Genomic DNA, 13155 nt, shown 5'->3' on the forward strand with positions numbered 1-13155 from the left:
ATTAAAATTCAACAATGTTAGTTTTCAATCCTACACAAATAGAGTATTATAATTGCGATGGTTGAAGTAGAAAAAGAAGCAGCAAAAGTACCACGAGCACTCCTTGTAGGAGAGCCGGGAAATGATTTACAAGAACTCAAAGGCTTAGCCTTTACGCTTGGAATTGATGTAGTTCAGCGCCTTACATTGACTAGGATGGAAGTTCAGCCCGCATACGGAATGGGAAAAGGCAAAGCTCAGGAAATTTCAGATTTGGCGAGAGAAATTCAAGCTGACTGCATTATTTTTGATTTCAACCTTGAGCCGAGAAAACAGCGAAACTGGGAAGAACTTTCAGGAATCTCGTGTTTTGACAGACAGGAAGTCATCATAAGAATTTTTGCTCAACGTGCACAGACACGCGAGGCAATGCTTCAAGTTGAACTAGCGCAGCTTTCATATTCGCTTCCACGCCTTGCTCACGTCAATAAAGAATTTGCGCGCCAGAGAGGTGGGGCGTTTGGAACAAAAGGTTCTGGAGAGACTCAACTAGAACTAGACCAACGAAAAATCCGTGAGCGAATAGCTTTTCTAAAAAAAGAACTCGCAGAGATTGAATTGAACCGTAAAACTCAGAGAAAACAGCGTGGCAAAGTTTTTTCATGCGCGTTAGTAGGCTATACAAACGCAGGAAAATCCTCGCTGTTGAATGCGCTTACAGACTCAGATGCATTTGTTGAAAACAAACTTTTTGCAACTCTCGATCCTCTAACTCGCAAATTACCGTTAAACGAAAGCGCCGGAGTTTTGATTACAGACACAGTAGGATTTATCAGCAACATTCCACACCATCTGATAAACGCATTTAAATCTACACTCGAAGAAGCAGCCGATGCCGACCTTCTGTTGATTGTGCTTGACTCTTCAGATAAAGAAGCGGAGTTTCAATATAAAACTGTTTGCGACGTCCTTGAAGATATCGGGGCGGACAAAAGCCCTCGCATTATTCTTCTAAATAAAATAGACAAAGCCGAAGAAGACGAAAATAAAACACTCCAAACTTTGCGTCACAAATTCCCGGATGCGATTTTAGTCAGCGCAAAGGAAAAAAACGGTTTTGACGAACTAAAACAGAGAATTTATGAAACACTTTACGGTGAAATTGCAAATTATATAATTCCTGTAGAACGTGCAGACCTTGTTACAGAATTGCGAAAAGCTGGGTGTATTCAAAAAGAAGAATGGCTTGAAGACGGTGTTCATATAACTGCTCGTACAACTGGAAGGCTTTTAGAATTGATTAAGGATTATAGGTAAAATGCAGTCTGATTTTTATAAAAAAAATACATGGGAAAGACTTTTATTGCGCGACAAGATTATGCTCGCAGTTATAGCGCTGCTTGTTCTTGTAATATTGATTGGAACACTTTTTTCAATGCTCAACGAAAGGAGAAACACACCTGAAGTCCTGCTTTCAAAAGGTAAAGCGGTTAGTCTAGCCCCCCCTGTTGATGATGAAAAGACTGCGTACTTTGAGCTTGGGACGATGAGGATTGTAAATGCAAGCGAAAATACGAATGAAAATACAGTCCTTGTTGCGTCGGCATGGCTAGCGTATCCCGCAGACGACACCGTTTTTTATGAGGAAATCGCAAGAAAACGCGGAGTTGTAAGAGGAATAATGCAAAAGTACTTTTCGGAACGCACAAAAAATCAACTGCTTTCCGAAACCGAAGAAGTAATAGAAAAAAAATTGGTACAACAGATAAACAGCCGTTTTTCACTCGGGAAAATAAGCGGCATTTATTTTACAGACTATATTTTTCTGGAATAAAATAAAAAATCATAAAATTACCGATAGGAGTAATCATGGCAAAAACTATACCTTCTCGCAAAGATGTTCCTGAATCAGATAAATGGAACCTCTCTTCAATCTATAAATCAGATGATGAATGGGAATCTTCATTAAAAGAAATACCTATACTGACAAAAAAAGTATTGGAATATAAATCAAAGCTGGGAAGTTCTGCACAAATGCTTTTAGAAGCGTTGAAAGCGCTTGAAAAGGCAAATCTAAAAATGGAAACCGTTTATCATTATGCTTCACTTCAACACGAAGCAGATGAAGACGATTCAAATGCAACAGACCGCGAGGGTCGCGCTATGATGGCATACACTCAGATGGAAACTGAACTCAGCTTTATAGACCCGGAAATTCAGTCAATCGACGAAACAAAGCTTATGGAGTGGATCGAACAACCTCAATTTAAAGATTACAAAGTCTATATAAAAAAATTGCTGCATTTTAAACAGTTTATCCTAAGCGAAAAAGAAGAAAGAATTCTTTCTCTCGCAATGCAGCCTGCCCAAACTGCGCAAACAGCATTCAGCGTGCTTACTAACGTCGACATGAACAAAACTTTTGGAACTGTAAAAGTTGATGGAGAAGAACGGCAGCTTACAGAAACAACGTGGACGCTTTTTCTTCACTCTCAAGACAGGAAAGTCCGGGAAGAAGCGTATAAAAAATTTTACGGAAAATATGAAGAACATCAGAATACAATTGCAGCGCTTTATGCAGGCAGTGTAAATCAAGATGTATTCACGATGCGTTCACGCGGATACAAATCATCTCTCGAGCACGCTCTTTACGGAAACAAAGTGCCTCAATCGGTTTACCACAACTTGATTGAATGCGTGCACAAAAATCTACCGACTCTTCACACCTATTATTCGCTCCGAAAAAAAATTATGGGTGTCAGTGAATTGCGTCACTACGACGTTTATGTTCCGCTAGTAAAAACTGTTGAAACGAAAACTTCTTACGAAGAATCAGTTGAAATATGCAGGGCGGCTCTTGCTCCTCTTGGGAAAGAATATACAGACAGGCTTTGTGACGGCTTATTGAACGGTTGGGCTGACCGCTATGAAAATGTCGGAAAACGCTCAGGAGCATTCAGTTCTGGTGCGTACATAGGAGATCCTTATATACTTTTAAACTACAACGAATCAAATATCCGCGATGTATTTACAATGGCACACGAAGGCGGGCACAGCATGCACAGCTGGTATTCAGTCCACAACAATCCGTTTATGAGCTATGACTACACAATTTTTGAAGCAGAAGTTGCGTCGACATTTAACGAAGAACTCGTATTTGAATATCTTTTCAAAACGGCAAAATCAGATGAGATGAAAAAATATCTTCTTGCGATGCGTGCTGATGATATTCTTGCAACTCTGTACCGCCAGACAATGTTTGCAGAATTTGAACTTAAAACTCACGAACTTGTAGAAAAGGGAACTCCGCTGACTGCAGAGCTTCTTCGCAAGACATACCGAGAGCTCCTCGAATTATATTTTGGTTCAGAAATGCATTTCGAGAGCAATTCTGATTTAGAGGGACTTAGGATTCCACATTTTTACAACGCTTTCTATGTCTATAAATATGCAACTGGAATTTCCGCAGCGCTTGCTCTTGCAAAACGAGTGACGACAGGCGGCGAAAACGAGCGCAACGATTATTTTAATTTTTTAAAAAGCGGCGGCTCACGTTATCCAATAGAAAGCCTAAAAGTCGCTGGAGTAGATATGGAAAGCACGGAACCTGTTCAAGCCGCATGCGATGAGTTCAAAACAATCGTCGATGAATTAAATAGATTTTTCAACAGATGAAAACGGTATTTTTAAAGCTTCCCTTTGACGATTTCTTTAAAGTTGCTAACGTTTTATACCGATATTATAATACGGTAATATTATTCACTTATTGAAACGTCAAAATAATAGTGTTACAGTCAGAATCAGGAGATGATTAAATTGAACAAATCGGAATTCAAAACATTTCTAGCATGTATTCCAAAAGCAGAATTGCATATTCATCTTGAAGCAGTTATCACTCTATCAGGAGTAAAAAAACTTTATAAAAACAAATACGGAAAAGAGATGTCAAAAGAAGAACAGGAGTCTCTCTTCTCTTACAACGACTTAAACGGTTTTATAGAAGTTTTTCTCAAAATTCAAGAAATGTACAGTTCTGTAGATGACTTTAACCTTGTGTTTGATGAACTAGAAAAATATCTTGTGGAAAATGGAATTGTATACACCGAAGTGTTTTTTGCACCGACTTCATTTTTGAAGATGGGCTTTAAATACGAAGATATGGTAAAAATCTTCCACAAAAAAATCACGGAGATTAAAGAAAAACGTGGAATCACAGTAAAATTACTGATGGATGTATCTCGCACATTCGGCTGTAAAAATGCGATGAATAACTATAGCCTTTTCAAGAAATATCCGTGTGAAGACATAATTGGGATTGGTCTTGGCGGTGCTGAATCAAAAGGACCTGCAAAAGATTTTGCTCCTGTCTATGACCTTGCACATAAAGACGGATTTAAAGCTGTTGCCCATGCCGGAGAAGATGTCGGTCCCGAATCTATTTGGGATTCTATAAATTATCTTCATGCGCAGCGCATTGGGCACGGAATTACAGCGATTCAGGACGAAAAACTGATGGAAGAGCTCACGAAAACAAAACTTCCGATTGAAATCTGTATTTCATCAAATACATTCACAAAAAAAATCGTTCAAAAAGCAAAAGACCATCCTGTCCGCGAGTTTTATGACCGAGGGATGATGGTAAACATCAACACAGATGACCCTGTTTTCTTTAAGACGACTTTGCTCAACGAATATTGGATTTGTTACAGCGAACTGAACTTCACGATGGACGAAATCAAAGAACTCGTAAAAAACGGGTTTACATCATCATTTATGAGCGAAAAAGAAAAACAAAAAGCGATCAAAGCTGTAGACGAAGCTTGGAAATTGTAAAAAACATATCTTCCAAAACATTTTTGCAATTTTTATGTCCAAAATATGACTAAGCTCGAACAATATTACAATAAATTTCACGAAGAACACAGATTAGAGACTCGGCACGGAATTGTAGAATTTTCGACAACTCTAAAGTATATTTTAAAATGTGCTGAAGAGTTGGCATGTGCGGAAAAATCTGTTCTACAGGCAAATCAAGAAGTGCCCCGCAAACTAAAAATAGCTGATATAGGTGCTGGAACTGGGCGCTATTCTGTAGAGCTTTGTCACAGAGGTTTTGATGTAACTGCAGTCGAGCTTGTACCACACAATCTTGAGATATTGCGAGACAAACACGAAAACATAAAAACATGGAAAGGCGATGCGCGTGACCTTCACTTTTTAGATGACGAAGCTTTTGACATAACTTTATTGTTCGGGCCGCTTTATCATCTTCATGGAGAAGAAAACAAACTCAAAGCTCTTTCGGAAGCAAAAAGAATCACAAAAAAAGGCGGAAATATTCTAGTTGCATACGTGATGGACGACTACAGTGTGATTACATATTGTTTTAAAGAACACAACCTCGAAGAAGTTTTAAAAAAAGGCGGGCTCACCCAAGACTTTCACACAATCTGCACAAAAGACGATTTATACGATTACGTACGGATTTCAGATATAGACGTGCTGAATAAAAAAGCTGACCTTGAGCGTATAAAAATTATCTCCGCAGATGGACCTGCTGATTATATGCGCCGCGAACTCAATGAAATGTCTGATGCGGAATTTGATGCTTTTTTAAAATATCATCATGCAAACTGCGAACGACCAGAACTTCTAGGAGCTGGCAGCCACACTGTAGATATTTTAAGAAAATCATAAATCAGCAAATCCTTTACCTTTATGAATTGTAATTAAAAAATAAAATTTATCGGCTCAATTTTCTGTATACAACGCGTTTTGGAACTCCGGCTTCTTCACCGAACTGCTGCTTTTTCCACTCTGCGTATTCAGACCAGTTTCCTTCAAAAAACCGAACTTCTGAATTGTTTTCAAATGCTAGAATATGCGTACATATACGGTCTAAAAACCATCTGTCATGACTTACGACCAAAGCACAGCCTGCAAAATCTTCAAGAGCCTCTTCAAGCGCACGAACAGTCTGAACATCGAGGTCGTTTGTAGGTTCATCGAACAAAAGAACGTTTCCGCTTTCCTTTAGCATCATACCCAAATTCAAACGGTTTCTTTCACCGCCGGAAAGCACGCTGACTTTTTTGTTCTGGTCTGGTCCTATAAAATTGAACCATCCGCAGTATGCATGAGCGTTGATTTCGCGAACTCCGCCTTCAAGAGCACGACCTTTTTCATCGACAGCACCGAGTTTCACAATATCACCGCCACCGCCGAGAGTTTCATAAACAGTTTTGTTCATGTCGAGTCCTGAACGCATCTGATCGACATAGACAAGTTTTACTGTAGAGCCAACTTTTATCTCTCCTGAATCAGGTTTTTCTCCATCAGGAAGCCCTGCGGCATCTACAATCATCTTAAAAAGCGTTGTTTTACCTGCCCCATTTGGTCCGACAATTCCGACAATTGCGCCGGCAGGAATATGAACGTTGAGATTTTCAAACAAGAGTTTGTCGCCGAAAGATTTTGTCAGGTTTTCTATATCAATCACCTGACCGCCGAGCCGTGGACCTGCCGGTATCGAAATCTGAGTATCTTTCAACTGCTTTTTACTTTCCTGAGCCATGAGCTCGTTGTATCTGGTGATGTGTTCCTTGTGCTTTGCCTGACGCCCTTTAGCACCCATGTGAATCCATTCCAATTCCCGCTGAATCTCTTTTTGGCGCATGCTTTCATTTTTATTTTCCTGAGCAAGGCGCGCCTCTTTTTGTTCAAGCCAGCTCGAATAATTTCCCTTAAATGGATAGCCTTCTCCGCGGTCGAGTTCCAAAATCCATCCTGCAACATCGTCCAAAAAATAACGGTCGTGAGTTATCGCAATCACAGTTCCCGGATATGTGTGAAGATGATTTTCAAGCCATGCGACTGTTTCGGCATCAAGGTGGTTTGTAGGTTCATCTAAAAGAAGGATGTCAGGTTTTTGAAGAAGAAGACGGCACAATGCAACACGACGACGCTCACCGCCTGAAAGGACATCTACAATCTGCTCGGCAGGGGGACAGCGCAGCGCATCCATCGCAAGTTCAAGGTTGTTGTCAAGGTTCCAAGCATCACAAGCGTCAAGCTGTTCTTGTATTTCACCTTGCCTAGCGCAAAGTTTGTCAAAATCGGCATCAGGGTCACCAAACGCTTCGTTGATTTTATCAAATTCTGCGAGGAGGTCTGTAATCGGCTTTACGCCTTCTTTTACGATGTCCATCACAGTTTTACCTTTTTCAAGCTGAGGTTCTTGTTCAAGATATCCTATAGAGTATCCTGGAGCGAGATGAGTTTCTCCGACAAAATCTTTGTCGACTCCTGCAAGGATTTTAAAAAGCGAAGATTTACCGGAACCGTTTGCTCCAATCACGCCGATTTTCGCACCATAATAATACGAAATGCTGATATCTTTAAGGACAACTTTTGTTCCATACGAACGCGAAACTCTGTCCATTGTATATATTATTTTTTTGTCATCAAATGTTTTTGCCATCTCGAATATCTCCTTAAACTATAATGAAGCAAAGTTTAACATATATTGAATAATTCAACTAGGGAATATGTTCAAGAATGCGTACCTATCGTTTTAAGTAAACCATCAGCAGCATGATGTCGCTGTTTCGTATGCCTGAAATGCGGTTTGCCTGCCCCAAAGTCACAGGTCTAATCTGCTCGAGCTTAAGCCGCGATTCTGCAGACAAAGAAGGTATCGAACCGTAATCAAAATCTGCCGGGATATGAGCGTTTTCCATTTTGTGAAGTTTTTCCACACGCTTGTCTTGCTTTTCAATGTAATATTTATATTTGACTTCGATTTTTGCTTCTTGCCAGTCTTTTTCCGGGTAGCCGGGGTTTTCCATTTCAGGATTTTTCAAAAGCTGTGATTCAATTTCTTCAAGCCGCGCATATTTTTCGTTTACAGCATCGAACTGTGCCTGCGTTTTCAGACCACATTCAAAAGCATATTTTACAAGGCGGCGGTCGGCTGTATCGTGTCTAAGCTTCAACCTGTATTCAGCGCGTGCCGTAAACATACGGTAAGGCTCTTTTGTCCCAAGCGTCACGAGGTCATCGATTAAAACACCTATATACGCTTCATCGCGACCGAGAATTATCGGTTTATACTCAGGAATAAATTCGAATTTGTCATAGCCTGATTCATGTTGAAATTTTGCTTCATATTGATTTAATTCTTTTGTTTCACGTTCAGAAAATTCTGCAAATTGACGCTTTTCGTCGGCTGTCATATCATTTTTGAGGCAAAAAAATCCGGGCTCCATGCTCAAAGGAACTCCGTTTAAAGATTCAGGGATTGGACTCAACGGTCCACACTGAGCAATATGGGAGCGCGCATAAAGACTTGCGTTTATCCCAGCGATGAGCCCCTGCCCAGCCGCTTCTTCATACCCTGAAGTTCCGTTTATTTGACCCGCATTAAAAAGCCCTGCAACACGTTTTGTCTCCAACGAAGGATACAGCTGCGTCGGCTCAACAAAATCGTATTCTACTGCGTACCCGGGACGGCTCTGGACGGCGTTTTCAAATCCGCTCATCGTTCTCATAAAAGCGTCCTGAACAGATTCCGGCAAACTCGAAGAAAGTCCGTTCAGATAAATCTCTTCAGTTTCAATGCCCTCCGGTTCAACAAAAATCTGATGGCGATCACGTTCCTTAAAGCGCATGACTTTATCTTCGATTGATGGACAATAGCGAGGTCCGATTCCGCTTATCTTTGACGAGTACAGCGGAGAGCGACCAATATTGTCGCGGATTATTTTATGAGTTTCTTCATTTGTGAATACTATATGGCAAGGGACAAATGGGCGTTCAACAGTTTCATCATCAAAGCTGAACGGAATAACTTCGCTGTCGCCAGGCTGTTCTTCAAGCTTAGAAAAGTCGATTGTTTTACGAAGAATACGAGGCGGTGTACCTGTTTTAAGGCGTCCGGTCGTGAACCCAAGTCGATGAAGACTTTCTGTTAAACCGTAAACAGCAGATTCCCCGACACGACCGCAAGGAGCATCGTATTCGCCGATAAAAATGCGTCCACCTAGAAATGTGCCCGTTGTTAACACTACGGAACGCACTGGAATAATTCTCCCACGCTCCGTGACAATTCCTGTTACTTTTTGACGCATCCCCGATTTTGCAGCCAAAGTTTCCCCTGAGTGACGGCTTTCGCCGGGAATTGACCCTTTTTCTGCATGGCTGTCAGAATTTGGAGGAAGAGGCGTTGAAGATGCAGTTGTGAGAACATCTATAACTGTGTCCATAAGAGTAAAAAGGTTTGGGGTCTGCTCACATATTTTTCGAGCAAGCATTGAGTATGCAATTTTATCTGCTTGAGAGCGAGGTGCTTGGACGGCAGGTCCGCGGCTTTTGTTTAGCATTCGGAACTGAATCATGGAGCGGTCGATGAGCTTAGCCATTTCGCCGCCGAGCGCATCGATTTCGCGGACAATGTTGCCTTTTGCAATTCCCCCTATAGATGGATTGCAGCTCAGCCTGCCGATTGTATCCGGAGTTTGTGTAATAAGAACAGTTTTAAGCCCCATCCGTGCAGCGGCAAGAGCTGCTTCAATTCCTGCATGGCCGGCGCCAACTACAGCAACATCGTAATAATCATAAAACCCGGGCATTTTTTTCCTCGTGCAAGGATTATACTTAAAACGCCATTTTTTTACAATAAAACATCATTGTGAGAATTTGCGTATAAAAAGGCTGATTTATAGCAAACGCACCGTAAAAATAAAACATCACCCGATGCCTAAAATCACTTTTGCCATTTCAGATGGAGTCATGACAATGATTTTTGCACCGTGCTGAGCCAGAAAATCTTTGCCTCGAAATCCCCATGCGCAGCCGATTGCATCCAAACCTGCATTTGTGCCTGTTTGAATATCAACTTCTGAGTCGCCTATAAAAACTGCCTTTTTACAATCTGAACTGCATTCAAATCCAAAATGATTAAAAATCTCGTAAACTCCAACAGGGTCGGGTTTGTGAGGTTTGCCTTTTCGCCCACCGGAAACATAATCGATTAAATCTGGAAAATAATTATCACAGAGTTTTTTTGCAGCGGTTTCATCTTTGTTTGTGTTTACTGCAATTTTTACCCCAGCAGACTTAAGAGCCTTGAAAGCTTCTATCATTCCGTCATAAGGTGCTGTTTTTATTTCGCAGTGATTTCTGTAATAATCGATAAAATCTGCAAGCACTTGATTGTATTTCGGGTTGTTGACGCCATCAGGAATCGCTCTTTCAATCAGCTTTGGGATTCCGTTTCCGACCATCAGACGAACGTTGTCAACAGTGTGTTCAGGAAATTCAAATTTTTTCATAATTGCATTTGTTGAATCTGCAAGGTCCTGGAGCGTGTTTAAGATTGTTCCGTCTAAATCAAAAATTGCAAGTAAATATTTCATATATCCGACTATAATGATTTTTGTTTTTTTTAGCAAACTCTGATTTTTTTTCCACCAGTTGCTATTTTCCCGCCGGTCGTCAATAAATTCCCATGTGTCTAACAATTTTTCCCGCCGGCGCCAACGCATCAAAAAACTGAAAATATTTCACATCGGTAGCAAACACTCCTCGAGCCACAGTTTCGCCTATCAAACATTCGCTTTTCACTAAATAAAATCTGTGCTAGAATACCCGAACTATGGATTTACTCAAAAAACTCGATGAATGTGAAAAACGCTTTAAAGAAGTCAACGACCTTGTCATGGATCCAAATCTTGTAAAAGATCCGAAAAAGTACAAAGACACAATGCGTGAACATGGATATTTATCAGAATTATGTGAACTAAGTAAAAAATATAAAAACGTCCTTCAAGGTATCCAAGATGCAAAAGAGATGATAACGTCGGAAGATGATGTTGAAATGAAAGAGATGGCTCGCGAAGAACTTAAAGAACTTGAAGAAAATCAGCCGAAGCTTGAAGAAGATATAAAACTGAAACTCGTCCCTCCCGACCCTCTTGATGAAAAAAACATCATCCTTGAGATTCGCTCAGCCGCCGGCGGTGATGAAGCATCTTTATTTGTGCGCGACCTTTGGGAAATGTACACTCACCTTGCAGACAGAAAAGGTTGGAAAACAGAAACGATGGAAGTGCAGGAAACTGAAGTCGGCGGATTCAACAAAATCGTAACATCAATAAGCGGTAAATTTGTATACGGAACACTGCGTTGGGAATCAGGCGTTCACCGTGTTCAGCGCGTTCCTCAAACAGAAAGTCAGGGACGATTGCAGACTTCTACAGCGACAGTCGCAGTTTTGCCGGAAGCGGAAGAAACAGAAATCGAAATTAAACCGGGAGACGTTCGCGTTGACGTAATGCGGGCAGGAGGACCCGGAGGACAGTGTGTAAATACGACAGACTCTGCGGTACGCCTAACCCATATTCCAACAGGGATTGTTGTAATTCAACAAGATGAAAAATCACAGATAAAAAACAAGGAAAAAGCGTTCCGCGTACTTCGTGCCAGATTGTTCGACCTTGAAGAATCTAAAAAACAGGAAGAACGAGCGGCAGCTCGCTCAAGCATGGTCGGCTCAGGTGCACGCTCTGAAAAAATCAGAACTTACAACTTTCCTCAAGACCGCGTAACAGACCATCGAATCAACTACAGCCAGCACAATCTCCCTTCTTTTATGATGGGCGACATGGACGATATGCTTGACGCCTTGAATGTCTACGCAAAAGAAGAGCAATTAAAGGCTGACGTAAGTTCTTTGAGTGAAGAGTAAAATTGGACTACAATATTTTGATAACAATAGCTGCAGGCATTATTCTCGTTGTTGGCTTAATAGGAACTGTTGTCCCGGTTCTTCCCGGAGTTCCTTTAGCGTGGCTCGGACTTCTTGCCGCTTTTTTTTCGTCGTACAATTCAGTTTCAATTCCAACACTTGTGATAACAGGAATCATTGCAGCTGCTGTCTCAATTGCAGATAATTTTATTCCCGCTGCGATGACAAAAAAGTTCGGCGGAAGTAAATATGCAGTCAGAGGCTCCCTGCTCGGGATGATAATCGGATTTTTTATCGGGCCTGTCGGTTTAGTTATTGGTCCGTTCGTAGGCGCTTTGATTGGAGAACTTATTCACTCAAACGGAAACTTTAGCGCTTCGCTCAAAACCGCAGTCGGTTCTTTTGCAGGATTTTTGTTCGGGACCGGGCTCAAACTGATAACAACACTTTGCTTTATCTGGATTTATATAGTTTCATTTTTTCATCGCTAAGGTTAAACTAAGATTTCAGATGAAAATATCAGAATTCAAAAAATCTGCTGTTGACAACCTGACCCCATTTTCTACCACACCCCAGCTCGACGCAGACGTTTTAATACAACACGCTTTCAGCTATTCAAAAACCGAACTTTTGTTAAACCGCGATAAGCCGATAGACAATGAAAAACTTGCATGGCTCAATGACGCAGTTTCAAAACGCAAAAAAGGTTTCCCGATTGCATATATAATATGTCATAAAGAATTTTACGGCTATGACTTTTTTGTGACACCGGCAGTTTTAATTCCAAAACCTGATACAGAAATTTTAGTAGAGCGTGCAATAGATACAATCATAACAAAAATGGAAGTACAACAGAACAAAATCCTGACAGTTTGCGACATGTGCACAGGGAGCGGTTGTATCGCGCTTTCAGTTTTAAAATCTCTAAAAGAAAATCACGATATTCCAGAAAACATGCTTCCGAAGTTCACGCTCGCAGATATATCTCAGCCTGCTCTGGAAATTGCAAAAAAAAACGCCGACAGCCTTTTACCGCAGACAGACAGAGTGCGCTTTATTCAGACAAATCTTTTTGAAATGCTGCCTCATTCTTTTGATGTGATTCTCTCGAACCCACCGTATATTCCTCACAAAATGGTAGATGTTTTATTAAAAGACGGAAGGGGTGAGCCTCGCCTTGCCCTCGACGGAGACGTAAAACCCGACAGGACGAGAGGTGGCGACGACGGACTTGAAATCATAAGAAATTTAATTCCACAGGCAAAAGCACATCTTTCCCCGCGAGGAACTATTTTGATTGAAACCGGTGAATACAATGCGGAAAACGCAGAGAAAATCGCTCAATCATTTGGATTTAAAACGCGAATTCACAAAGACTTGGAAGGGCAATTACGTATTGTCGAGATGGAGTGAAGCAGCGTTTGATGGAG

At 41.1% G+C, this 13155-nt stretch carries 11 protein-coding genes; 8 read left to right on the top strand and 3 right to left on the bottom strand.

Annotation, left to right across the window (positions count from 1 at the left end; all coding sequences use genetic code 11):
* The first annotated feature begins 57 nt into the window (after positions 1 to 57).
* From hflX to H9I37_RS00425, 5 genes are all read left to right on the top strand, one after another.
* Positions 58 to 1296: a GTPase HflX gene (hflX, locus tag H9I37_RS00405; RefSeq protein WP_187380518.1), complete on the top strand. Its 1239-nt coding sequence runs from the start codon at positions 58 to 60 to the stop codon at positions 1294 to 1296.
* A 1-nt stretch (position 1297) separates the two neighbouring features.
* Complete coding sequence (locus tag H9I37_RS00410; protein ID WP_187380519.1) at positions 1298 to 1813, top strand: flagellar basal body-associated FliL family protein; 516 nt, start codon at positions 1298 to 1300, stop codon at positions 1811 to 1813.
* 32 nt (positions 1814 to 1845) lie between these two features.
* Positions 1846 to 3654, top strand: coding sequence for an oligoendopeptidase F (gene pepF, locus H9I37_RS00415; protein WP_187382486.1), 1809 nt, complete (start codon positions 1846 to 1848; stop codon positions 3652 to 3654).
* Between the two features lie 141 nt (positions 3655 to 3795).
* Positions 3796 to 4812: an adenosine deaminase gene (gene add / locus H9I37_RS00420; protein WP_187380520.1), complete on the top strand. Its 1017-nt coding sequence runs from the start codon at positions 3796 to 3798 to the stop codon at positions 4810 to 4812.
* A 45-nt stretch (positions 4813 to 4857) separates the two neighbouring features.
* Positions 4858 to 5676, top strand: a complete 819-nt coding sequence (locus H9I37_RS00425) for a class I SAM-dependent methyltransferase (RefSeq protein ID WP_187380521.1) — start codon at positions 4858 to 4860, stop codon at positions 5674 to 5676.
* Between the two features lie 46 nt (positions 5677 to 5722).
* On the opposite strand, the gene ettA is transcribed toward H9I37_RS00425, so the two are convergent.
* From ettA to H9I37_RS00440, 3 genes are all read right to left on the bottom strand, one after another.
* Positions 5723 to 7459 (bottom strand): energy-dependent translational throttle protein EttA, encoded by a 1737-nt coding sequence (gene ettA / locus H9I37_RS00430; RefSeq protein ID WP_187380522.1) that lies wholly within the window; start codon positions 7457 to 7459, stop codon positions 5723 to 5725.
* An 85-nt stretch (positions 7460 to 7544) separates the two neighbouring features.
* Positions 7545 to 9608: a tRNA uridine-5-carboxymethylaminomethyl modification enzyme MnmG/GidA gene (locus H9I37_RS00435; protein WP_187380523.1), complete on the bottom strand. Its 2064-nt coding sequence runs from the start codon at positions 9606 to 9608 to the stop codon at positions 7545 to 7547.
* 117 nt (positions 9609 to 9725) lie between these two features.
* Positions 9726 to 10499, bottom strand: a complete 774-nt coding sequence (locus H9I37_RS00440; protein WP_222864159.1) for an HAD family hydrolase — start codon at positions 10497 to 10499, stop codon at positions 9726 to 9728.
* 134 nt (positions 10500 to 10633) lie between these two features.
* Here H9I37_RS00440 and prfA point away from each other — a divergent pair, with 134 nt between their 5' ends.
* The 3 genes from prfA to prmC are packed head-to-tail and all read left to right on the top strand — an operon-like array spanning position 10634 to position 13138.
* On the top strand, positions 10634 to 11725 hold the full coding sequence (prfA, locus tag H9I37_RS00445) for a peptide chain release factor 1 (protein ID WP_187380525.1): 1092 nt from the start codon (positions 10634 to 10636) through the stop codon (positions 11723 to 11725).
* Between the two features lie 2 nt (positions 11726 to 11727).
* A complete protein-coding gene (locus H9I37_RS00450) occupies positions 11728 to 12216 on the top strand; it encodes a DUF456 domain-containing protein (RefSeq protein WP_187380526.1) in 489 nt (162 codons plus the stop codon).
* 19 nt (positions 12217 to 12235) lie between these two features.
* Positions 12236 to 13138 carry a peptide chain release factor N(5)-glutamine methyltransferase gene (gene prmC, locus H9I37_RS00455; protein ID WP_187380527.1) on the top strand — a complete coding sequence of 301 codons (903 nt, stop codon included), beginning with the start codon at positions 12236 to 12238 and terminating at the stop codon, positions 13136 to 13138.
* The last annotated feature ends 17 nt before the right edge of the window (positions 13139 to 13155 follow it).

It is taken from the genome of Treponema sp. Marseille-Q3903, assembly GCF_014334335.1.
Taxonomy (GTDB): domain Bacteria; phylum Spirochaetota; class Spirochaetia; order Treponematales; family Treponemataceae; genus Treponema_D.